The sequence below is a fragment of the Paenibacillus sp. FSL W8-0439 genome, from assembly GCF_038008995.1.
GTDB lineage: Bacteria > Bacillota > Bacilli > Paenibacillales > Paenibacillaceae > Paenibacillus > Paenibacillus polymyxa.
Window position 1 is genome coordinate 1,270,660 of sequence record NZ_JBBPAK010000001.1, and the last position, 23,942, is coordinate 1,294,601.

The following is a 23,942-nucleotide window of genomic DNA, read 5'->3' on the forward strand; positions in this document are numbered from 1 at the left end:
TTTTAATATAAGAACAAACGTTCGCAAAATACCGCCTAACTTCATCCCTAGTCTCTACTTTTATCGTCCATTTCCCCGGCAACGCATTCGTTATAAGGGTGTAAGATTATATCATCGGGAATCAAGACAAGAGGACATACCGAAGACACACACCGTCAAACGTTAGCCGGCCAATAGGGCCGGTTTTTTCATGCGGTCATCGTCTTTGTCACTTCCCGGGAATTCGATGTATAGAAAGGAGGAGTCGTGTTGCCTAAGCAAGGGATGCTGCAATGCATGAGTACAAGGCTACGCCGGCTGAGAGCATGGAAGTGGAAAAAAGCCTGGCTAAACAGCCACAGCATGCGAGCACAGGATACGCAAGGGTGGCATGCCACAGGATGAGACAAGCCTTTAAGCAAAAGCTCATAGACATTATTCCGGCGCTGCAAGGGCGTGTATACGATGTTCAACCCCCGTCGCAGACGGCAGAGGAGCCGTATGCGGTTATGGTGCTGGGCGAGGAAATCTGGAAGTCTTCCTGGGCCGGTTACCGGCAGGTTGTCCGCATCAAGCTGTACGCAGGACAAGCGGGGCTGGCGCAGGCCGATGTATGGGCGAATACCCTGATTGCCGGACTGCACCGAGCATCGGTGACAGGTAAAGGTGAGGACACGTCTGCTTTTACCGCGCACTATTTGGGCGTGCGGGATGCAGAAATGCTGGACACGGTTACGGGCAAGGCCTATAGAACGCTGCGTTTTGGCGTGTATGTGCCTGAAACAGAAGGTGGATCGGCCGCTTCAGCACCTGATGCAGCACAGCCGGAAGAATGGCTGGCAGCACTGGTCGGCTGGACGCAGAAGCAACTGGGCGAATTGTGGTCGGTATACGCCGACGCATGGCCCGCACAGCCGGGAAGCCACGCGGTATTATGGCGGCTGAGCGGCTGTGAAACCCGGATGGCAGGAGCCTCCATGTATGAGCTCCGCAAACGGTTCATCGGGCATATCACTGCCCCGGTCACCACCGAAGAGAACCGCGCAGCTTCCGCGCTGGTCGAAGGCTTTGCCGCTCAAATCCAGCTTCCTCTGGAGCAGGACAAGGGCCGTTATATGTCTACGGCTGAAGCCTCAGCCGATTTGCAGGCGGATGCCATTTTAGACGGTCAGCTTCGGCTGACGCTGGTACAGCGGCGTATGCGTCCGGCTGAGGAAGCGGCATTGATTCGCAGAGTGGAAATTCATCCTATTTTGAAATGAGGTGGTCCGAGTGACCTTGGAAAGCCATGAGAAGACCCCGCTACATAGCGGGCAGGAAGCAAGTGGCCCACGCTATACGCTAGAGGAACTAAAGGAACACGCAGAACAATTGTTTTCTGTAAAAGTAGAAGTGCTGGCAGGCGCCTTTTTTGGCACACAGGACAAGCTGTTTACGGTAGCAGAAGCACACACTAAAATCGAACAATTTATGAAAGCGAAGGTGGATTAATTATGGCAGGCGGAACATGGGAAAACACGAATAAACCGGTATTACCGGGTTTGTATATGAATTTTCAGGCAGCAGCAGCTTCAGCGATTCAAGGTGGATCACGTGGTACGGTCGTTGTACCCGTCAAGGCGAATTGGGGCCCTGTACGTGAGTTTGTAGAGGTGGGCAGCGAAACGGCTATTAGCCAAATCTTCTCCGGTGACAGTGAGAACGGTGCGACAGCATATTCCACGTTGTATCTGGCTTTGCTGGGCGGTCCGAAAAAACTGCTCGCTTACCGATTGGCAGATGACACGGCTGCTGAAGCGTCTGTAACACTGAAAAGCGGTGGCGAGACCCCGACCGACGTGCTGCGTTTGAAGGCTTTGTACACAGGTAGCCGCGGTAATGGTTTTGCCGTAACGGTACAGCCAACTTTGGGCGACGAGCAAGCTCGTGAGGTGCGCCTCTATGAAGGAACCAAACTGCTGGGTACGTACAAAGGCAGCGACGGTACGGCTGCTTCGATTGCCAAAGCGCTGAACGAAAACAGCGAAAACGTATGGGTGAAAGCTGAGGTTGTCGGCGAAGGCGGCATTCCAGCGGATGTCAGCGGCGTACATCTGACAGGTGGCAATAGCGGCAATAGCAAGCTGGTTAATGCCGATTACATCGCCATGCAGGAAGCATTGGAAGGACAGGAGTTTAATGTGCTGGCCCTGGATTATGCAGCCGATCTGGCTTTGCTGCAAAGCTTTGCTGCCTGGATCAAACGTGTCCGGAATGAAGGCAAAGGCGTCATCGCTGTATTCGGCGGTTCTGCGGCAGATGATGTGTCCAAAACGGCTGTCAGCTTGGCTTCTGCACGTTCTTTGGCACTGAACCATGAAGGCATCGTAAACGTGGGCACAGGCGTACGTCTGGCAGGTACGGACTACAGCTCCGCCCAAACGGCTGCCTATGTAGCCGGACTGATCGCAGGCCAACGGTTGAACCAATCCGCAACGTATGCGGTTACGCCTTTTGAGGATGTAACCCGCCGCTGGACACGTTCCGAGCAGGAACAGGCTGTCCGTAACGGGGTGTTCCTCCTGTTCTTCGATGGCCGTCAGGTCAAAGCGCTGCGTGGAATCAACAGCTTGGTGAACCCGTCTGCCGGACAAAACAATGCGTGGAAGAAAATCCGTTCCATCCGTGTCATGGATGCCATTAACGCTGACTTGCAGCGTGCAGCCGAAGAGACTTACATTGGCAAAATCAACAATACGGTGGAAGGTCGTCTGGCACTCATCGGTGCGATCAAAGAATACCTGGCACAGCTGTCGCTGAGCAACGTGATCGAGGCGGATGGCTACGATGTCATTCTCGATCCGGCTTACTACGGTGATGCGCCAGTCATCAAGCCGGAGCCGGATCAAGTGTTCCTGCAATGGAATGTGAAGCTCACCGACGTGATGGAGCAGCTGTTCGGCACATTTTACGTGCAATAAATAAGCATTTTACGCGCCTAAGCATTTCGGTGGCGATCAGTAGGATTAAGGTAGCTTTTTAACAACGAGGACTTTGTGAAATCCCGAACTATATTATGAATTATTTTGAGGAGGAAAAAGAAATGTTGGATGCTTCAAGAGTTATTTTAGGTACGTTTGGTCAGGCATATATTGATGGGGTATGGCAGACACATATTAACAAGCTGGAAGCTAGCGTGGAAATTGATAAAAGAGAATTGAATTTGGTTGGTAACACCTGGAAAGTCCATAAAAATGGAGCTAAAAAAGGTACAGGAACGATGAGTGGTTACAAAGTAACTTCTGATATGATTCGTCGCGGTTTTGAAAAATTCGATATTATTTCCAAGCTGGACGATCCCGAATCTTTTGGACATGAACGCGTTCGTTTGATTCGCTGCATGCCGGATAAAATTCAATTGGCTAACTGGACTGCAGGGGAAGAAGTGCCAGAAGAAACTACTTTCACCTTCGAAGGCTATGAGTTGCTTGATCCAATTGTTGCTGAATAATTTATTGGTTATAGTAGGCCTGGAGTAATCCGGGCCTAATTTTCAAAAATTTATTAGGGGGATTTGATATGAGTTTGCCTGAAAATATGTCGGAAGAACAAATTTTGGATAGTCTTTTTGAAGCTGCAGATAAATTACCAGAGGAAACTGTTCGTATTCAGCGCCTAGATATGCTTCTCACACTTCGTGGTTTGACATCCAACAAAGTAGATAGCATCCGTGAACGGTGCACAATTCGTAAAACGATTAAAGGCCGTGTAGATGAAAAAGTAGATACAGAAACATTCAATGCATTGCTTATCTCTGAAGCTACGGCTGGTCTAGAAGTAAAAGGTCTGCAAATTAACGGATGGGGTGATCCGCGAATTACTAGCCGGCTTAAATTGTCTGGTGGTGAACAGGCAGTACGTCGAATGCTTCTGGCAGGTGAACTGGATGCAGTAGGGGATAAAGTGCTGGAACTGTCTGGCTTCGGTGTGGAAATTGATGATCTAAAAAACTGATTCGCTCCGGCGGAATGACATCGGTGCTGTATCATCTGTGGATACGGCATCATCTCCGTCCCGGAGAGTTTTGGGCCTTAAACAGAGGGGAAAAAAATATGTTAATTGCATTTGCTGAAGAAGAACTAGACGCATTATCCAAGCAAATACAGCAATGATAGATACGAAAGGAGGTGAGTAAATGGCAGGATCAAGTAACTATAGAGTTAATATTGTTACAGATGTAGAGGATTTGATTACTACAAACCGGGAACTTAAAGCAACAAGTCGCTATATTGAGCAGATACAACGGCTTTCCGATCGCCTAGGGCGTGCCCGTTATCAGAGCTTGATTAAACTGAATACGGAACTTAAGTATATGCATAGGCATCTTGGAAATATTTATAGCCTAGCTGTTCGTCTTAGCCGGCTACGCATTAGGCCAAAAGTCTTTCTTATTGACAAGGCCACCCCGGTGCTTGAAGCGCTTATCAGAAAGTTAAAAAGCCTAAGGGATGCCTATATTGTTGCACGTGCTAAAACAGGCATTGATCAAGAAGGAACGAATAAGAAAAAAGCTAGCGGCGGCAACGGAGGAAATAATTTAAATGTTTCAAATATTGTGAACAAGTCTATCAGTGTTACTGCAAAGGTAGAAATTAAGGATCCTAAATTTGACTTTAACTTTAATTACGATATCAAAGTTAAACCACCAAGATTGAATATTAGAGTCGCAGCTCCTAAATATGCGCCTAAAATCAACGTAAAAACAGGTCCTATTCGAGTTTCCCCAAAAATTAAGGTGATCTGTAATTGTTGCTGTTGTGGGAAAAAAGGAAAAAGTAAAAAAAGCATCGCTGAACAAGATGGACCTGATGGCAAAAGCAAAAAGAAAAATAAGCGCAACAAAAAAAGTCCTAGCAAAAAACGAGGAATTCCTAAGTTGTGGGAAAAGATAAAACGTATTATTAGCCCAAAACCTGGATCTAAGCCAGTCCCAGGGGGACAACCGAGTGGGAATGCGGGGACACTTGGGAAAATTTTAAATTTCGGAAAAAAGCTACTTGGCAAAAATCCTGGCAATACACTAAAAAAATTAGCTAAGGGAGCTATGAAGGGGGGCAAAAAGCTACTTGGCCCGATTAGTTATGTTTTAGATATTGCTGACATTGCTACTGCTTCGCCAGAAGAACGTCCGGCTGCCATTACATCAGCAATTTTAGGAAATAGTCTTACGGCAGCTGGCGCAGCCATTGGTACAATGATTGCTCCAGGTATAGGTACTGTAATTGGTGGTCTTATTGGTGCAATTGCTAGCGTTATAATAGATAGTTTAGCAGGTGAATGGCTAAGTCAAAAGTTCTCTGAAATGAGTAATTGGGTCGGAGAAAAAGCTACTTCTGCGTTGGATTGGGTTGGAGAAAAAGCTATTGGTGCAAAGGACTGGATTGGCGAGAAAGCCGGTGTTGCAAAAGATTGGGTTGGAGAAAAAGCTTCACAAGCAACGGATTGGATGAGTAATAAAGCATCTGATGTAAGTAATTGGTTTTCTAATCAAACAGAAAGTCTGAAGAATGACCTCTCCAATATATTTGGTTATTCAAATAAGCCTGAGAAATCACAACCTGCTGGTTCTGTAATTAAGGCATCACAATCTTATAATCCCGCTTCCACTATACCTGTGGCGTCGTTAGCTCTGTCAAGGTTTCCTTCGGTTGATCCGGGGCTTCCATTACCATCTTTTATTCAAGATGCCCAAAACCGCTCCAAGGTAATTCAAGGCATGGGGCCAGGTGGTTCACAGATTCCTACGGCGAAAGGAGGAAAACCAGTTCCTCAATTCGTGCAAATAACGGATGAACAAATGAGTAGCTTTTCAGGTTTTCTCAAGGATTTCAAGACAGAAACGAACAACCAAATTAGTGTAACGTTACCTCCTGGAGCAGTACAGGTAACAGTTCAAGAAGATTCTATTGATTTCGACACGATGGCACTTCAAGTTGGACACCGAATCGTCAATGAAGTCCGGCAGGCGATTATTAATAGAAAGGGAGGAGGAGATAGTAGCTCTCTTAAAAAAGGTAAAGCCGTACTAGTTTAATGTAAATCTATCACAGCAGAAAGGAGGGAGGCTATGGGTATAGACTTTTTTCTGATTAATGGTCAAAGCGTATTTCAATTCCCAGTTAATCCTGAAGAGGTGAATATTTCGCGGCAGAAGGGGTATGAAACAGTTACCATGCTTACACACGGAGAATTTGATTTTCCACAAGGAGAAAAGGTGAAAGAAATCACCTTTTCTTCTTTTTTTCCCAAGGTGTATGATGCATCCTATTGTCGATATAAAAATATTCCAGACCCTAACGAAGCGATGAACAGGTTAAATGCAATGTTAAAAGCAGAGAAGCCTTACCAATTTATTATTACGAATACGCTAATTAATGTTCCTGTTTTTATCATTGCCCATAATACGACCTTTCGGGGAGGCGAGGCAGGAGATATATATTTTGAAATTACTTTGCGTACATGGCGTGAACCAAAAATAGCGTTGCGTAAAGGAACTTCCCCCCAAAAAGTAAATTCTAGTAAGCTTCCACGCACGAATCTTAAAACCAAACCTAAGACATACACTGTCAAAACTGGAGATTCGCTTTCTAAAATTGCCAAGCTGGAGTTGGGGGATAGTTCCAAATGGAAAAGTATATATCAAATGAATACAAAGATCATAGGCAACAATCCAAATAGGATCAAAGTGGGCCAAAAGCTGGTGATGCCATGAGCTACCAAGTAATACTCCAAGATAAATATGATCTTACCCCCCTAGTTGAGAAAATAACTTTAAAAGATGCTTTAAACCAGATTGCATATCAGGCGAGTATCCGTGTAGCTGCTTCTCTTGATATGCCGTCCATTACCCCAGGAATGCCTATTCGTGTCAGTGGAATTCCATTTGGAAAAAATGTGAAGGTACCCCTTCTTCACCCTGCTGTTGTGTGGGAAGTAGAGAGCTCTAATAGCGGCACAAAACGTTTCTCCCTGGTGGTATATGATCGGACGATTTATCTGGATAAATCAGAGGATGAATATTTATTTCCCAAAGGGCAGACAGCTACGCAACGGTTGCGCAAATATGCAAAGGATTGGGAGTTTCAGATCGCTTCAATACCCGATACGAAAGTGCAGTTAGGAAAAGGTATATACCGTGCCCAGACCCTGTATTCCATGATGCTTGCTGATTTGAAAGAGACAGCAAAATTAGGCGGAGACTTGTATCAGTTACGTATGACAAGTTCAGGGCTAGAGTTGTTTAAAATCGGTAGTAATCCTTCCCCCTACGTGTTAGACCAATTTATTGATCTTACGCAGTTACGGACACTTGAGGGAGCCGTAACTAAAGTCAAGGTAATGACAGCTGATGAAAATGCAGGAAGCGGACAAGAGGTGCCGTCTAAGGTACTAGCTGTAGCAGAAGGGGATACTAAAGCGCTAGGTACTTTGCAAAAACTGGTGGAAGATGATCAAGTTAAAGCCGCTGGCGGGGCCACCAAGCTAGCTAAAAGCCATCTAACTGGAATCCAAGAAACTTTTACAGTTAATTTACCAGATATTAATACCATACGTGCTGGTGAAGCTGTGATGTTACAAGGATTAAAACTGATTGTTACTTCAGTCAGTCGGGATTTGGGTAATCCAGGCAATATGACTTTAGAGCTCGCTTCCTTCGATATGGTTAAAAGGAGGTATTTTCTTGAGTAAAGATCCTTATGGTGCATTTGTAAGTGTAATGCAGTCGTCCATGGCGGGACACACCCGGCAAGCGCTTAGTGGAGTAGGTTCAGTATTAGGCACCATTACCTCCACAGGACTCAAGCTGGATGATTTTAAACATGAGCTTCAGGATTATCTAGTCGCCGAGCTGCCGGGGCTGCTATCTGTACCACGCCATATGTACAAAGGTACCTCAACCTCGGTGGAACCCGAAAATTGGGAGGGCAAAGAGCTGAAAACTTCCTTTTATATCGGGGAGGATAAGCTGAAGGATGTAAATCTGAGCCTGAACAAAGGACTTAAGCCTGGGGATCGTGTACTGGCGATGCGGGTGAATAGTGGTAACGATGTGGTGGTCGTGTGCAAGGTGGTGAATGGACGTGGCTAATTTGTTTCCCGAAACAGATGATATGATCTGGACAGACACAGATGTGACCAATCCAGATGTGCTGGAGGATAACCGTGCGGTATTTGGGCGAAGCTGGAGATTTGATTTTGAAGCTGGGGAGTTTGTAATGAGCCCTAGTCGTAAAATCGTGACTACAGGCGAGAAAGAAGCTTGGGTACAGTGGTGTGAAAAAGCCATACGCACTCCTCGCTACCGTCATGTGATCTATTCGCCTGACTATGGAAGTGAGCTGGAGGAGCTGATTGGCAGCAGCTATGGGCACGGTGTGCAAGAAAGTGAAATTAAGCGCATGGTCACAGAGGCGTTGCTAGCAGATGCACGTACGGCTAGTGTGGATCAGTTCACGTTTCGATGGGAAGGTGAGGCATGCTATTTTAGCTGCCAAATTACGAACGTGCGGGATGAGACAGAAATTGTGGAAAGTGTGGTGATCTAATGGCAGACTTGCCGGAATATTTGGTAGACCAGACGGAAGAGGAGATTTTAAATCGAATGCTGGAAAAAGTGCCTTCGGACATAGATAAGTCCGAGGGCTCTTTTATTTGGGATGCGCAGGCGCCGGTAGCATTTATGCTCTCTGAAGCGGCAATCTGGGCGCAGGAGCTGCTGCGTCGGGGGTTTGCCAGCACAGCAGCCAGTGATAACCCGGATTTTCGCTCGCCGGAACTGGATTTGCGTACAGCAGAGCATGGAGTGACACGGCGGGAAGCCGTTGCTGCATCAGGGAAGGTCAAGTTCACAGGCACAGCTGGCACAATCGTCCCGGCGGGAACGTTGGTGGCGACTCCGGCAGATGATGTATCCGGGGAAGCCTCCATTGAGTATGCGACCACGACCTCAGTCACGCTGGATGAACAGGGTACCGGGGAAGCGGCCATTCGGGCGGTCAATCCTGGACGCAGCGGCAACGTGCCAGCGGGTGTCATTCAGGTGATGGCTACTCCGATTAGCGGGGTTTCCTCCGTGATCAATACGGAGGAAACCAAAAGCGGCACAGACATTGAAAGCGACCAGCTGTTGCTGGAGCGTTTTTATGCCAAGGTGCGGAACCAGGGTACAAGCGGCAACAAGGCGCAGTATACCCAGTGGGCGAATGAGATTGCTGGAGTGGGTGGCGTGGAAGTTGTTCCACTCTGGAAAGGGCCAGGAACAGTGGGGTTATATGTGCTGGATACGGATAAACGCGCTGCCAGCCCGGAAATCGTGGCTGCGGTGCAGAAGTATATCGATCCGACCCAGGATGGGCAAGGCGAAGGGTTAGCACCAGCAGGTCCTGTGGTGACGATCATGCCAGCGGCAGAAGTGGAAATAAACATTTCGGTCAAGGTACAGCGCACCAAAGAGAAGCCGTCCACACTGGATGAAATCAAAAAGCTGATCGAAAACGGTGTGCGGACGTATTTGAAGCAGCTTGCTTTTTACAAGGCAGATCCGTTGGTAAGGTACACCCGGATTTCTGCTGTGCTGTTGGACATTCCAATTATTATTGATTTCTCTGAGCTGAAAATCAACGGACAGAGCAATCAGAATATTGAGATTGGATCAGGTCAGGTGGCAGTGCTGGGGACGGTGAGCGTCAGTGAGTAACAACGGAATGGACAGTTTTGAAGAGTTTTTGAATAACCCTGACGAGGGAAAACGTGTAAACCGTGGTGACACCTTTGCTAACCGGGTAGCAATAGCGAGAGATACAGTAAGCCAAATGAGCAGCGAGCGGGGACGCAAGCTGCTTTCCTATTTGCCTGCCTATTATGAAACCTCACGTGTGATGCGTTCCGATATGGATGCTAAAGGAAGCGAACTGGACGCCTTGTATCTTGCAATGGATGCAACGGTGGGACAGTTTTTCGTACGTACCGCCACCTGGGGGCTGGAACGCTGGGAAACGGAGTTGGGGATCGAAACCGATCTGGGGAAGCCGTTGGATCAGCGGCGCGCAGTGGTGGAATCGAAGCTACGGGGAGCAGGGACTTTTTCAGGCAAGCTTGTCAAAAATGTAGCTGAGGCGTATGACGGAGGCACGGTAGATGTTACTTTCCACCCTGCCGAATGGGGATTTACGGTCAAATTTATGGATACCATCGGAATTCCGCCCAACGTGGAGGATCTTAAAGCAGCCATTGAGGAGATCAAGCCTGCTCATATGGCGGTGGAGTATAAATTACGCTACCTGACCATTGCCGAAGTTGAGTCTATGACACTCTATGAAAATGAACATACAACACAGGATAGATATTTAGGAGGTGGCGCATAACATGGCAAGCGAAAAAACACCGAATCTTGGTTTAAATCAAATTGACCGCACATCGCCCAAAACAACATATTTTGATCTGGAGAAGTACTTGGATGAAAACTGGCGGTCTGTAGATAAATTTGCAGGTGACGTGAATGACGGTGTAAATGAGATTAAGAAGCGTCTCGATACGGCGGAACGCAAGGCGGTAACTTTGGAACCTGGGGTACAGATTGTTCATGCGGAAAAGGCTGCGCCATTTTCATTGACGGGACTAAGCGGACGTACGTTGGTGAATTTGTTGGGGCGGATGGGAAGCTGCGAGACCGTAAGCGAATGGTCCTCAAACGTAGCTATTGCAATTGATAATAATAACAAGACCAACGGTAGTAGCTCGTTTAAAATTACGCTGGGTAGTGTGCCGGCAACCGCGTCTGCAAGTTTTTTGACCACACCTGGGCGAAAATATATCGCAATAGCAGACGTAAAAAGTGGTAATACCATCAAGGTGGCAATATCAATAAATGGTATTGCCAGTGCTGTGGGTAACGATGTAAATTCAGGCTCTGTTTTTGCGCCGTCTGTTGTACGGTTCACGGCGAAGGAATATTTCCACATTGTTACCATTACAGGCACGGGTGCGACTGGTAATACGTTTAATATGGATAGTGTACGTGTGTACGAGATCAGCGATGTAGATTATGCAGCAGCCGCAAGCCTTACGCCAGTACAGGCCGCAGCTAAGTGGGCTTACGTAGACAGCGTAATGCCTGTACGTAATCCGTATGCAATACGATATGGGGAGAATCTATTGCCAAGCTTTTATGAATGGACCAAAACAGGGCATACGATATTCATTTCTGATGCATACACTACGCGTGGGACACTTGTTTCAGGTGATATCGGAACGGATGCCTACATGGTTTACTACCTCGATGCTGTTCCGAACTTAGAATACACCTTGACAAATCCAGCGGATAGTAATGGCTTTATACGGATATCAACATTCGATAAAAATGCGGTTCGACTACAAGGGATGTTTGTAAAACCTGGGGAGTCCAAAACTATTAAGTTAGGTCCCTCAGCGGTACGCATGGGTATAAATATATCAGGGATCACCTCTTATACTGATGAATTCGATACAAACCAATGGACATGGGCTGCCGGAACTGTACGCAATTTTAAAAAACCTATGCTCAACATCGGCAACACAGTTAAACCATTCAAACAGCGTGAGGATTCTATGCTTGCGCTACAAACAGACCTTTACGCCGATCCAGTTACAGGAGCTAATGCGGATGCAGTTTTTGAACGTGAGGGTCAATATTTCAAGGTAAAACGATTTGAAAGCGTCCTGTTAGAAGGTGGCAAGATTACAGCAGTGAATGGTATAGCAAATAAGACAGGATTTAAAACTATATATCCTGTAATTCCAAGCGCTAACTATAACTATGGTAGTTCTGGCGCAGCAGCAGTAAAATATAACGGTAAAATATTGTTGTGGGGTGACCACGAGTCTAGTGCGGATAGATGGTCGATAGACCCGACAGCTTTAAATTTTGCCATATCTGTCCCCGTTGCAGACAGCGGATGGGCAGACAGCTATACGCCGACATTAGACGACATCAAAGCCTACTTCTACGGCTACAAAGCCTATGATGCTAATACGATCACTCCTGCAAATGCTCAAGTCTCCACCACGGCAACGTGGAACGGTACGGGTACAAAATATTGGGTTCAGTGTGTAGGTTCGCCTCTTTTCACGCAATCCGTACCTACATCGCCATATGTAGGGTATACGCCGTACCAACTTGTTTATCAACTAGCAACGCCTACAGTTGAGCCTATCATTTCAGAGGGACAACTAAGCTTTGCTGAAGGGTATAATCAGGTTGAAGTAGGTACGGGGATTGTATTGCGTGAGAAGGCTAAAATGTATCAAGAACTAGTTGAAAAACGGTGGAACATTAACAACGGAAGTCCTGGGGAATATCAATCATCATTACTAAACTATAGGGTAGACAGATTCATAGGTATCTACCGAAACTCACAGCGCGACAACTGGACGTTGTATCGCAATACCATAACTCCCGCTGGCGCGTTGGCGCAGAGTTACAATGTCGATACATCTGCAGCTTATACTGTGTCGTACTTGACGTTCATCTCATCTCCTGTTGTCCCGATCACAGGCTCTTATGCTGCCAATGAAAAGACACTGTTGACGGACTTGGTAGACAGTGTACAGCAGAACACGGCGCGGGTGTCGGTGCTGGAGTACAGAAAGGCTGAAAAAGATAATCCGGCTACCCTTACGCCTACGCTGCTGAACGGTGTGGTCCTGGAATATGTATCATCCCCCGTTGAGTATCGTAAAACCTCAGACGGATTAGTGACGGTTCAAGGGTCAATCAAGCCCCCTTCCACGGGTGACATTGTGGTTTTCAAGTTTCCCGAAGGGTATAGACCTAAGCAGACAGTAGCGGTATCGCTTTCAGCGAATACGGGAACTACAGACGTTATGGTGCGGGGCGTTGTGTTGGGTGATGGACGGGTTCAAGTGGGTAATTCAGTACCTGTCACATGGATTCGATTAGATGGCATCCAATTTATAGCTGAACAATAAAGGAGGTCTGACAAATGAAAGCAGTACCTAAAGTAAATACAAACGGCCTTTATCTGGAGGACGAGCTGGTGGACGATGCCTTTTCAGGTGTCGTCCCTTTTTATACTCCATCTTCGCCTACGCTATCTGATACAAACCAGCAACTAGACACCCATCGGCTTGCTGACAGTAGCTCTAGTACAATAGATGTAACCAATTCAAAAAGCACCCCTGCTGGTTATACAGTAGGGATTCCAGTGCCATCTGGTCTATACCATCCTCGTTTTGACATCCAAGGTTGGCTGGCCTACGAAGCAGAATATGCAGAAAATCTGTTAGAAGCGCAAAAGGCCTTTGATCAGTTAAACAACGAATCCCAAGCTTTATTTCAGAAGCAGCATGATGAATGGCGAAATAAACCGGAAAACGAGCGTGGAGACGAACCTATATATCCTGCTCCCACTTTTAAGATCCCAGAACGAAGAAACCCGACAACGTTCTGGAGTGAAGGATTGAGTGAGGAAGAAATTAAGGAACTGACTCAAAAAGCGGAGCAACAGCCAAGCGAGACAGATCAACTGAAGCAGCGCATTGCAGATCTTGAAGTGACGTTGACCCAACTCATGCTTGGTGGCACAGGAAAATAACGTGAACTGACGACTATATGTAACAGCATTTTTTATAAAAAGAGGTGAAGTCATAACCATGGCAGATTTAACAGAGGCTCAAATGCGTATTTGTGCTCATGCTTGCATCACCCGCTATGATCGTGGAGAAGGTGATATAGTAACGATCATGGGAAGCTACGCTTTAAATGAAGAACAGCGGGAACACGTAATGAAGATTATTTTATCCACTCGTTCCGATCTAGTACCGGATAACGTAGATGATTCATCATCAACCGATGCTCCGAATGAACAGGAAGAAACGGTTAAATGGTATAACTCTATTTTCCGCAAGAAAACAGTATAGAGAACAAAACAAAAATAATGGTTGAATGCCCTTGGATTAACCAAGGGCATTCATTTTACACCTAGGTTCAAAAGGGGGAACAAATATGCATGAAAAGATCGATCAGATTTGGCTGGGGTTTTCCACGGGGACCTTGATCGGTTATTTTTTCGGGGGGTGGACTACAATGTTGACGTTGCTGTGGTGGATGGTCGTGATCGACTTTTTCACCGGATGGGCAGCGGCCTGGATTAATGGGGAGCTGAAAAGCCGCCAAGGATATTACGGTATTTTTCGCAAGGTTACCGTGTTTTTGCTCATTACGGTAGCCCATCTAATCGACGGTATTCTCGGGGATGCACACTATTTCCGGGATGCCGTCGTTTTCTTTTATTTAGCGAACGAGCTGTTGTCTATTATAGAAAATGTGGGCAGAATGGGAGTGCCGATGCCGGATATTTTGCGGAATGCGGTCGCCATTTTTGAGTCCAAGTCGAGTGGGGAAAAAATAAAGCCAACCGATCCTTCTGACAAGCAAAATAAAGCTTTATAAAGTGCTGACTGTTGCCATTACAAAAAAGGAAGACTACCTTATCGCCCTTTTTCGGCGTAAAAGTGGAAAAGCCTAAACCGTTTCCTTGGTCCAAGCATATATAACAGATACAGAGTGCTACAACATTATGAATGACAAGGAGGGAGCGCCTTATGCAAAATCGCATCCCTAATGCTGCCGAAGGCATTGACGTGTCCCGATATCAGGGAACGATTGATTGGAAACGCGTACGAGCCGATGGTAAATCGTTTGCATTTATTAAAGCAAGTCAAGGACAGCGTTACGTTGATCCAACATTTATCACGAATGCAAAAGGGATCAAGGCAGCCGGGCTTCTGCTGGGAGCTTACCATTTTGTAGATGCAACCAGTGTAAACACAGCCAAAGCGGAAGCCAGACATTTCGCCGAGGTACTGGATCAGGTGGGAGGCGCGAAAGCGCTCGGCTTACCAGCGGTGATGGATTATGAAAACAATCCGGGAAAGCTTAGCTCGGCCGCGATTCATGAGGTTGCGCTGGCATTTTTGACGGAATTTGAACGAGTAAGCGGCCGCAAGCCGATGGTATATACGGGCAATGCTTTTGCTGCCCATTTTAAAGACCCGCTGGGTAGTTATAATCTGTGGATTGCACGTTATAGTACACGACTCCCTAGTGATACCACAGCATGGAAGCGCTGGGATTTCTGGCAATACAGCGATAGTGGACGGGTTGATGGCATTCAAGGGCCTGTGGATCTGAATGTATATGCCGGAACAGAGGCCGAGCTACGCCAAGCATTTGCAGGAGAAGAGGGGGATGAGCCAATGACAGCAGAGGAAAAAGCGGCATTTAAAGCCCTGCAGCAGCAGGTCGCCGCCCTTGAAAACAGCAAAGATGTGCTCAAGCAAACATTAAATGAACAGAGTGCTTATATTAAAAAGGTGGATCAGCGAGTAGCTGAACTGGAGGCGCGTCAGGCGATGCCTGTACCGGCCTGGGCCAAGGAAGCGGTGGGTGCTGCTGTTGCAGTTAATCCGGCAAGCCCGATTGTGGATGCGAAACTGCCAAGCAGTTATGATTTTTATCGCTTACTGGTCGTGTTGAACCGTCTGGGTGTGTTTAAAAAAGACAAATGATCTTCGAAAGAACTTATACACTGCCCATCCCACTTTTATATGAAATGAGTAAAGAAACTACGAGTGAAGCCTAAATAGACAGGCGGTTAAATGCAGCCGCCTGCCCTTATGGTTAAGTGATGTTTTTTATGACCTCTGAATAGGTTGAATCCCAAAAAAAGGTAAATGGAAAATGCATCTTTACTCGAAAAGTAATTCAATATCCTCCTGACTAATCTGAGCGGTTTCAAAGTCCGAAGGAGTGAAATGAACATTCTGCTGACGAACGGTAAAATCAATGATCCGAATGATTGCTTGGACATACATATGCATAAATTCAGTTATACTTTCCTCTTCAAACATTTCTGTGCTGTACATCATATCGATCACCAATTGGTCGTTAACAACCAGGCAGTTAACTTCGATGGCGGTCGTTAGATGATTGATGTTATCTACATTTTGATTGTCTATAGTATGCCTATATACATAGTCTGAACTTTGACTTTCGTGATCGAATTGTCCCAGATAATTGAAGCGTATAGGACGAATGTCTGTATGCTTTTCAATAGCCCCTAGCATATATTTTAGGATGCCATAACCTATACCCTGATGGGGAACACGTCTGCGCAGTTCCTTGACATGTGCAATGACATTGCCTATTTCTGTGCCCGGCATTTGAATACGTAAGGGATATAACGCAGTAAACCAGCCAACCGTTCTGGATACATCTATGTGATCTAGACTCCTTCCGTGATGCTCAACCTCATAAGTGAAATCGTCCAATCCGGTCCATTCCTTTACACTTAACGCCAAGGCAGCCAGCAGTAAATCTACAGGTTCGGTATGGTAAGCCTGAGACATCTCATGGAGCAGTTTGTATGTTTGGACAGGAGACAGATGTTCTTCAACCACAGCGCATGAAGCATAGTTTACGGCAGCGGATGGTAGGCATGTGATGGATGCTGGAAAATGACGACTGCCTCCCTCCATTTCATGCCAAAAATCTTGCTCTTTCTGTAGATCCGTAGTCGTAGAATAGTGGTACAGCTCCTTGGCAAAGGCTTGAACTGAGGCTGTTTTTCTTGGGAAATTTACCTCCTCATCTTCTTTTATAGCATGGTATGCATTCAATAAATCCTCCAATATAATTCTCCAGGAAACTCCGTCTACAACCAGATGATGGGCAGTGATGAACAGTTCCCGAGTTTCCTGTCCGTGATCGAATAGAGCTGCGCGGATAGGAAGACGGTGGGACAGATCGAAACCGGATTGCAGGTTATGCACCAGGTTATTGAATTCATGTTGCCGTGCCTCGGCTGAAATAAGCATCATATCGTAACAATCCAGCTTGAACGAGACGATGGCGAGTTCTGGATTATAAAATAACTTGCCATCAGGCTCCATGCTCATCCTTAAAGCATCGTGATGCTCGATCACCTTCTGAAAGGCCTTTTCGAAAGCGGAACGATCCATTTCGTTTTTCAGCAGAAGCATGATCGATTGATTATAGTGATGAGGATTGTGAAATGTCTGCGCCATAAACCAACTGGAGATAGGAGTGGGCAGAATTTCTCCGCTGGCTGGAGCTGAATCGTATAGCTGACGCTTTGGACGTGTATAATGAGCAAGCTCCGCGATATTGGGATGCGCTAAAATATCCTGTACGCCTATCTCCAGATCATAGTTATTTAATTTGGATGTCATTTGGATTGCCTTAATAGAGTCTCCGCCCAGTGCAAAGAAATTATCATGGATACCTATGTTAGCCATCTGGAATAGCTCTTCCCAAACCTGCACGAGAATATTTTCAACCTCATTATGAGCTTCTTCATACATGCTTGTTAATCCAGAGGACAGGTCTGGTACAGGAAGTTTCCGCTTGTCGACCTTACCGTTTGACGTAAGTGGAACGGTATCCAGCCGAATTATATGGCTTGGCACCATATAATGGGGAAGACAAGCATGTAAATAATGCTTGAGAAGCTCGGGAGAGACAGCAGCATCTGATACATAGTAGGCATACAACATAGGCTGGCTATTGTCTTCGTCCGATTCCACTACATTCACAACAACGTGCTGGATACCTTGATATGAGGATAGCGCAACTTCAATTTCACCCAGTTCGATACGAAAGCCTTTGATTTTGACTTGGTGATCTTTCCGGCCAAGGTATTCAATCAGGCCATTTTCCAGCCGTATTCCCAAGTCTCCGGTTTTATACATTCGTTCTCCTGGAACAAAAGGATTATCGAGAAATCTTTCTTTTGTGAGTTCCGGTCTATTCAAATATCCTCTTGCCACTCCAGGACCGGAAATGTAAATTTCTCCTTCTACCTGTACAGGAACAGGTTTTAAGTACGCATCCAGCACATATATAGCCACATTATCAGAAGGTACGCCGATAGGAACGGATCTTCGGATATCTCGGTTCGCATCATAAATATGGATCATGCAGCCTACAACAGTTTCTGTCGGTCCGTACTCATTGTACAGAGTAACATTGCCACCAAATATGTCATGAACGTTCCGGGCAAGACTGACTTTGAAATCTTCTCCACCTACAATGAATTTGCGGACGTTCGATGTACGAATATTCGACTCTTGAAGAAGGGACAAATGGGCGGGAGTAAGCTTCACAATGGTTGTACGCTGGTCTTTCAGAATGCGAAACAATACAAATTCGTTGTAATCGTCATCCCTGTAGAGGCTCATGGCATGACCGCTGATTAATGGGGTGAATATGGAAGTGACGGTCAAGTCAAAGGCTATTGACGAATAACAGGCAAAGACCTCACGTGCGGCGGTAAAGTAGGTTTTACTTGCCCACCATATATAATTCACAAGTCCCTTGTGGTGGACTGCAACTCCTTTAGGCTTGCCTGTGGAACCAGAGGTATAAATGACATAAGCGAGCTGGTCCGGTCCGATTTTCGGCTCCAGATTGGAGTCATCACCATCGTACAGGGATGCATCATCCATACGATAGACTTCTCTGGAAAAAGAGATATCATCATCCAATGGTGCGTCGGTGAGCAGCAAGGCAGCCCCGGAATCCTCCAGCATAAAGCTAACACGGTCAGCTGGATAGTATGGATCTATCGGCAGGTAGGCCCCGCCTGATTTCAATACAGCTAAGATCGAAATGATAAGTTCAAACGAATGCCCCGCCATGATTCCGACGATACTCTCTTGGCCAATCCCCCTACTTTTTAAAAACCTCGCCAGTTGGTTAGCTCGTTCGTTTAACTCACGATAGGTTAACGTTTGCTCTTCAAAGTAACAGGCAATTTCATTAGCTTTTTCAACGACCTGCTGTTCAAATAACTGAGTAATGGTTAGGGACGAAGGATAGGGGGAGTGAGTTTGATTCAGCTCATAGATTAGCTCATTGTGTTCCTGCGTAGACAGCATTTCAATTTCCGCAATCGGAGTGTATGGCTGCTCGATCATCTCGCGAATCATATGCATGAGATGCTCAAACATTTTGGCAATCTGCAGCTCGCTGAAAGTCTTCACTCTATAGTCAAAATCCAGCGTAATTTTTCCGCTCCCCTCCCAATCACGTATAACTAGCTGCAGGGCATAAGGCTGATAACCACTGAATACCTCCTGAACTTCATAGGGGCATCCATCAAATTGGGGACTAAATTTCATATTGTAATAATTAACACACATATCAAACAGACCGTTATATCCTTTTTGGGCAAGCTCCAAATCACCAGCCAGAAGATCATACGGATATTTTTGATGAAAGTAAAAATTCATTAGCTCTGTTCCCACCTGCTTCATCCAGGAGTAGGCATCTAAAGCTTCATCCACTTGGATACGAAACGGCATTGTGCTGGTGAACATGCCAAACGTATTTTTTTGTTTTTTTCCTGATCTGTTCAGGACAGGTGTCCCGATGACTACATCGGTTTCTTGAGTCGTTCGGTAGATGTAAAGCAGAAGGGCGGATACGAATAACACATTTACAGAAAGCTTGGAGCTTTGGATAAAATTCTGGATGATGCGAGAGGTTTCGCTATCGATGGCAAAGGATGAGCGAACGGCCGAAATATCTTTACTTTTGTTGATGGGTATCATATCAGGTAAGGTTTGAAACTTTTCATTCCAGAACATTTTATTTTTGATAAAACGTTCAGATGCTAGATAGGCTTGTTCTTGATCAATGATAGGTATGTAGGAATATTCTTCATCAGCAGGGAGAGGACGGTGGTTGACTAGTAGAGTATAATACTGCGAAATTCGTTCCGACACGATATGTAAAGCCCAACCGTCTGCAATAATATGATGAAATTTACCCAAATAACCAACATCATCAGGTCCCAGCCGAAAGATAACAAAAGAATATAGTTTGGAGTTCAACAGAGGCATCGCTTGTCCGCTCACGACCTTCAGCCATTGTTCAAAATGCTGTAAAGGATCAGTCTCATGACTAAAATCAAGATATTCGATATTCTCCTTTTCATAGGGCTTAACGTATTGTACGGGTTCTCCATCTTGCTCTTCGATCCGGATACGGAGGCCTTCAGTTTTGGAAATGAAGAGCTGAATCGCATTCTCCAGTGCATCAAGCTCGAGTTCCTTTTGAATGCGTACTAGTCCGGTCAGATTATGCATGGCCGTCGTGCCATGTATTTTTTCGTTATACCAAATTCTTTTTTGAGCATGCGTTAATGCATAGAACATACATTAGCCTCCTTATACATGCAGATTTTGAAAAACGTAGAGTCTACATAAAAATGATGCTATCCGACCAAATAAAAACAATCAAGCAGAAAAAATGTATTTTTATGAGGAAAATAAAACGGATTTTCGACAATTGTATACCAATTTAAACATACGAGTTCCCTTTAAAAGGTTTTTGTAGGTTTACTAGGGAATTTCGAAAAAGTGTGAATTAACTCACTACATCCGAACGGGATGAAATGTTAAGGTGTTAATACAAATTCAATTAAATTGATAATTATTAGTTTATTACGTATTTCTGGCAATTGACTCTCCGAATTAAGATCAATACCTGGTAATCTCCCGATTTTTCGTCACATAAACCCATTCCTGTTTAATATATATTCATTATAAATTGCTTAAATATCCATAAAATAAATATAAAATCACGCATATTTATACGCCATATTGAATGCTTCGTTTTGAATACTATTTATCCTAGTGTTTTTATATAATTACTAGATAATTAGTCTTACATATATTGGTCAAGCATGCTTTGATTACATATTACAAAGAAAGCTGGAGCGATTATGGAATGTAAAAAGATGATCATGAGAAAAATGGCAGCGGTTATTCTGATTTTCGCTTTAGTGGCGGCATGTATTCTGCCCAATCACGCGGAAGCCGCAGCAGGTTTGGATCAAGCCACGACTCAACGTCTAGAAGCATTTATTCATGAGAAAATGCAGGAAGGTCATATCCCCGGAATGACAGTAGTGGTGGTTCGGGGAAAAGAAACGGCTTACCTCAAAAGTTTTGGGTATGCAAATGTGGACAAGCAAGCTCCTGTTACACCTGAGACAAGCTTTGAAATTGCCTCTTGTTCTAAAGGATTCACAGCACTTGCCGTACTGCAGCTACAGCAGCAGGGTTTGTTGAAGCTGGATGATCCTGTTTCGAAGTATTTTCCATGGTTCCAAGCCAAGTACAAACACCAAAATGTCGAGATTACACTACGACAGTTGCTACACCACTCCAGCGGCATTCCATGGTATACGATTACCGACATTCCGATCTCCAACCGCGTCGATTCACTCGAACAGGTCGTGAGGAATGTGAATGGCTTAGAATTACATAACCGTCCTGGCGAACGCTTTGAATATGCCACCATTAACTATGCCATCGTGGGGGCTGTCATTCAAAAGGTCACAGGGCAGCCTTACGAAGATTATATGAAGGCCCATATTTTTCAGCCATTGGGTCTGCATAAGACCACTCTTTACCCCACAGAAGCCGCATCCACACTGGCAACAGGCTACAAGAACGGCTTTTTTCAAGCACGTGAATATCAATCCCCTGTCTTTAGGGGGAATCGTCCTGCTGGTTATATCATGATGGACGGTAATGACCTCGCTACCTGGCTCAAGTATCAACTGGGCAGCCTGAAATCTCCCATGACTCCATTAATTATGGAAACGCATGCGCCTGACCGCACTGTAGCTCCCAGCAAGTTTGATATGTCGTCTTATGCTATGGGCTGGGCTGATTATCAAAGCGGAAATGGAGAGGTGTCGAAGGCTGGATTAAATCCGAATTTTTCTGCATATATGGTTTTTCGCCCTCAAGATCAGCTCGCTGTAGGGATCATGGCGAATAACGGTACCACTTTAACGTATATTACGGGTCACGGCCTGATGGATATTTTACGAGATCGTCAACCTGTGTCTCCATATGAAGCGGATCAGAAAACAGATAATGCATGGTCCGTCATTACGATTATGCTGGCATGTTATGTGCTGGCTGTAGGAGTTCTGCTAATTACAGTTGTACGGGACATCATCCGTAAACAACGTGTTTATAAGTCTTTAAATCCAAAAAAGCTGCTCACATGGCTGGTGTTTTTACTTTGCAGTACACCGTTTTTGTATGGAGTTTATCTGGTTCCTACTGCGATGCAGGGGGTTTCCTGGACAACCGCGATCGTCTGGTCTCCGTTTAGCTTTCCGTTTGCGATTGGAGCCTTGGGGCTGGGATTGCTCTTGAGCTTTGTCTACTTGGTGCTGGGTACGCTTTTCCCTAACGCAGATGAAACTAAACGCTCGCTTCCTTTATTGGTGATGATGAGCTTGCTGAGCGGTGCGGCGAATGCCTTTGTCATTTTTATCGTCAATTTCTCGATTGGCAGCGAGATTCCGCTCAAATACCTGCTGTATTATTTCGGGCTGGCGCTGGCAGTATATATTTTCGGCCGCAAGCTGATTGAAACCAAATTAGTGAAGATCACCTATAACATGATTTATCGAAAACGGATGGAACTCATTCAACGAGTGCTGCACAGCTCTTATGACAAATTAGAACGCATGAACAACGGCAAAATTTTAGCCACTTTAAATAATGATACGGAGATGGTCGGCTTCTCGGCTAATGTGGCGGTCGGGTTCGCAACCAGCTTGCTGACTGTCATCTGCTGCTTTGTTTATCTCGGTACGATTTCGTTTTGGGGAACAATTCTCTCGCTGGTCGTGATTGCGGTGATCGCCGCATTTTATAGCCTTGTCAGCGGTACGGCTAACCGTTATTGGGAAGAGGCGAGGGATACCCAAAACGTATATTTGGGGTTTATCGATCACATGCTCAAAGGCTTTAAAGAGCTTAGTATGCATGGTCGCAAAAAGGCGGAGTTCGGGAGCGATATTCAGGATAGCTGTGAACAGTATCGGCAAAAACGCTCGGTGTCCCGTATTAAATTTACCAATGCGCTGGTGCTGGGCGAAACGCTGCTGATTTTAATTTTAGGTGTAGTAACCTTTGTGTTCCCGACGATTTTCCCGAACATAAAGGATTACACATTAATTCAATTTGTTGTCGTGTTTCTTTATTTGATTGGACCGATCAACGGGTTGTTGCAGGCTGTGCCGGAGTTGTTCCAGATTCGGACCTCCTGGCGAAGAATTAAAACCTTTATTGCGGAAATGCCAACTAATGACAGTGGAGAAGTACATGATACTGCGAGTGGGGTAGATGAAGAGGTTGCTGTGGAACGCATTGGTTTTCACAATCTTAGCTTTGAGTACAGCAACGTGACTGGAGAGTCCAGCTTTGTGGTCGGACCTATTACGCTGGAGGCCGCTAAAGGACAGATCATTTTTATTACAGGCGGCAACGGCAGTGGTAAAACAACGCTTGCCAAGCTAATGACCGCTCTTTACCCGCCACAAACGGGATACATCACGATCAATGGAGAAGTCATTGACCCACGTACCTCGGGCGAGTATTTCTCCACCGTGTTCTCTGATTTCCATTTGTTTGAGCGTTTGTACGACATTGATTATAAGGAAAAGCAATCTGACATTGAGCGTTATCTGAAAAGGCTAGGATTGGAGGATAAAGTAACGGTTAAGGATGGATATTTCAGCACGCTCAAGCTTTCTGGCGGCCAGCGGAAGCGGCTTGCGCTATTGATCTGTTATCTGGAGGATCGACCTGTATATTTGTTTGACGAATGGGCTGCGGATCAAGATCCAGAGTTCCGAAAGTTCTTTTATCATACACTTCTGCCTGAAATGAAGGCGGCAGGCAAAATTGTGTTCGCCATCACGCATGATGACCATTATTTTCATACCGCAGACCGCCTGCTGAAGATGGAAATGGGACAGATGAAGGAGCTGGAAGTACTGAGTGCTGAAGTCAGTGGCTCATAACCAATC

At 45.6% G+C, this 23,942-nt stretch carries 19 protein-coding genes; 18 read left to right on the plus strand and 1 reads right to left on the minus strand.

Annotation, left to right across the window (positions count from 1 at the left end):
- Positions 1-272 precede the first annotated feature (272 nt).
- From MKX36_RS05500 to MKX36_RS05580, 17 genes are all read left to right on the plus strand, one after another.
- A complete protein-coding gene (locus tag MKX36_RS05500; protein WP_017426411.1) occupies positions 273-1,241 on the plus strand; it encodes a hypothetical protein in 969 nt (322 codons plus the stop codon).
- Positions 1,242-1,251: 10 nt separating this feature from the next.
- Positions 1,252-1,470 carry a hypothetical protein gene (locus tag MKX36_RS05505; RefSeq protein WP_016821321.1) on the plus strand — a complete coding sequence of 73 codons (219 nt, stop codon included), beginning with the start codon at positions 1,252-1,254 and terminating at the stop codon, positions 1,468-1,470.
- A 2-nt stretch (positions 1,471-1,472) separates the two neighbouring features.
- Positions 1,473-2,939 (plus strand): phage tail sheath family protein, encoded by a 1,467-nt coding sequence (locus tag MKX36_RS05510; protein ID WP_017426412.1) that lies wholly within the window; start codon positions 1,473-1,475, stop codon positions 2,937-2,939.
- Between the two features lie 122 nt (positions 2,940-3,061).
- The gene (locus MKX36_RS05515) at positions 3,062-3,469 is read left to right on the plus strand and encodes a phage tail tube protein (protein WP_025678602.1); all 408 of its coding nucleotides are present in this window, start codon (positions 3,062-3,064) and stop codon (positions 3,467-3,469) included.
- A 68-nt stretch (positions 3,470-3,537) separates the two neighbouring features.
- Complete coding sequence (locus MKX36_RS05520) at positions 3,538-3,972, plus strand: phage tail assembly chaperone (protein ID WP_025678604.1); 435 nt, start codon at positions 3,538-3,540, stop codon at positions 3,970-3,972.
- Positions 3,973-4,153: 181 nt separating this feature from the next.
- Positions 4,154-6,052, plus strand: coding sequence for a hypothetical protein (locus tag MKX36_RS05525; protein WP_340864363.1), 1,899 nt, complete (start codon positions 4,154-4,156; stop codon positions 6,050-6,052).
- Positions 6,053-6,091: 39 nt separating this feature from the next.
- On the plus strand, positions 6,092-6,730 hold the full coding sequence (locus MKX36_RS05530) for a LysM peptidoglycan-binding domain-containing protein (protein ID WP_290402899.1): 639 nt from the start codon (positions 6,092-6,094) through the stop codon (positions 6,728-6,730).
- Positions 6,727-7,707, plus strand: a complete 981-nt coding sequence (locus MKX36_RS05535; protein WP_340864364.1) for an XkdQ/YqbQ family protein — start codon at positions 6,727-6,729, stop codon at positions 7,705-7,707. The genes MKX36_RS05530 and MKX36_RS05535 overlap by 4 nt, the downstream gene beginning before the upstream one ends.
- Positions 7,700-8,107, plus strand: coding sequence for a hypothetical protein (locus MKX36_RS05540; protein ID WP_340864365.1), 408 nt, complete (start codon positions 7,700-7,702; stop codon positions 8,105-8,107). The genes MKX36_RS05535 and MKX36_RS05540 overlap by 8 nt, the downstream gene beginning before the upstream one ends.
- Positions 8,094-8,564, plus strand: coding sequence for a DUF2634 domain-containing protein (locus MKX36_RS05545; protein WP_340864366.1), 471 nt, complete (start codon positions 8,094-8,096; stop codon positions 8,562-8,564). Before MKX36_RS05540 ends, MKX36_RS05545 begins: the two co-directional genes overlap by 14 nt.
- Positions 8,564-9,715, plus strand: a complete 1,152-nt coding sequence (locus MKX36_RS05550) for a baseplate J/gp47 family protein (RefSeq protein ID WP_340864367.1) — start codon at positions 8,564-8,566, stop codon at positions 9,713-9,715. The genes MKX36_RS05545 and MKX36_RS05550 overlap by 1 nt, the downstream gene beginning before the upstream one ends.
- Positions 9,708-10,382, plus strand: a complete 675-nt coding sequence (locus MKX36_RS05555; RefSeq protein WP_340864368.1) for a YmfQ family protein — start codon at positions 9,708-9,710, stop codon at positions 10,380-10,382. The genes MKX36_RS05550 and MKX36_RS05555 overlap by 8 nt, the downstream gene beginning before the upstream one ends.
- A 1-nt stretch (position 10,383) precedes the next feature.
- Positions 10,384-12,984 carry a hypothetical protein gene (locus tag MKX36_RS05560; RefSeq protein WP_340864369.1) on the plus strand — a complete coding sequence of 867 codons (2,601 nt, stop codon included), beginning with the start codon at positions 10,384-10,386 and terminating at the stop codon, positions 12,982-12,984.
- Positions 12,985-12,998: 14 nt separating this feature from the next.
- Complete coding sequence (locus tag MKX36_RS05565) at positions 12,999-13,610, plus strand: hypothetical protein (protein ID WP_340864370.1); 612 nt, start codon at positions 12,999-13,001, stop codon at positions 13,608-13,610.
- 58 nt (positions 13,611-13,668) lie between these two features.
- The gene (locus MKX36_RS05570) at positions 13,669-13,935 is read left to right on the plus strand and encodes a hypothetical protein (protein ID WP_340864371.1); all 267 of its coding nucleotides are present in this window, start codon (positions 13,669-13,671) and stop codon (positions 13,933-13,935) included.
- Between the two features lie 85 nt (positions 13,936-14,020).
- On the plus strand, positions 14,021-14,467 hold the full coding sequence (locus tag MKX36_RS05575; protein WP_016821295.1) for a phage holin family protein: 447 nt from the start codon (positions 14,021-14,023) through the stop codon (positions 14,465-14,467).
- Positions 14,468-14,619: 152 nt separating this feature from the next.
- Entirely contained in the window at positions 14,620-15,585 is a 966-nt protein-coding gene (locus MKX36_RS05580) for a glycoside hydrolase family 25 protein (protein WP_340864372.1), read from the plus strand.
- Between the two features lie 180 nt (positions 15,586-15,765).
- On the opposite strand, the gene MKX36_RS05585 is transcribed toward MKX36_RS05580, so the two are convergent.
- A complete protein-coding gene (locus tag MKX36_RS05585) occupies positions 15,766-20,256 on the minus strand; it encodes an amino acid adenylation domain-containing protein (protein ID WP_340864373.1) in 4,491 nt (1,496 codons plus the stop codon).
- A 584-nt stretch (positions 20,257-20,840) separates the two neighbouring features.
- Here MKX36_RS05585 and MKX36_RS05590 point away from each other — a divergent pair.
- Entirely contained in the window at positions 20,841-23,936 is a 3,096-nt protein-coding gene (locus MKX36_RS05590; RefSeq protein WP_340864374.1) for a cyclic peptide export ABC transporter, read from the plus strand.
- Positions 23,937-23,942: the final 6 nt, after the last annotated feature.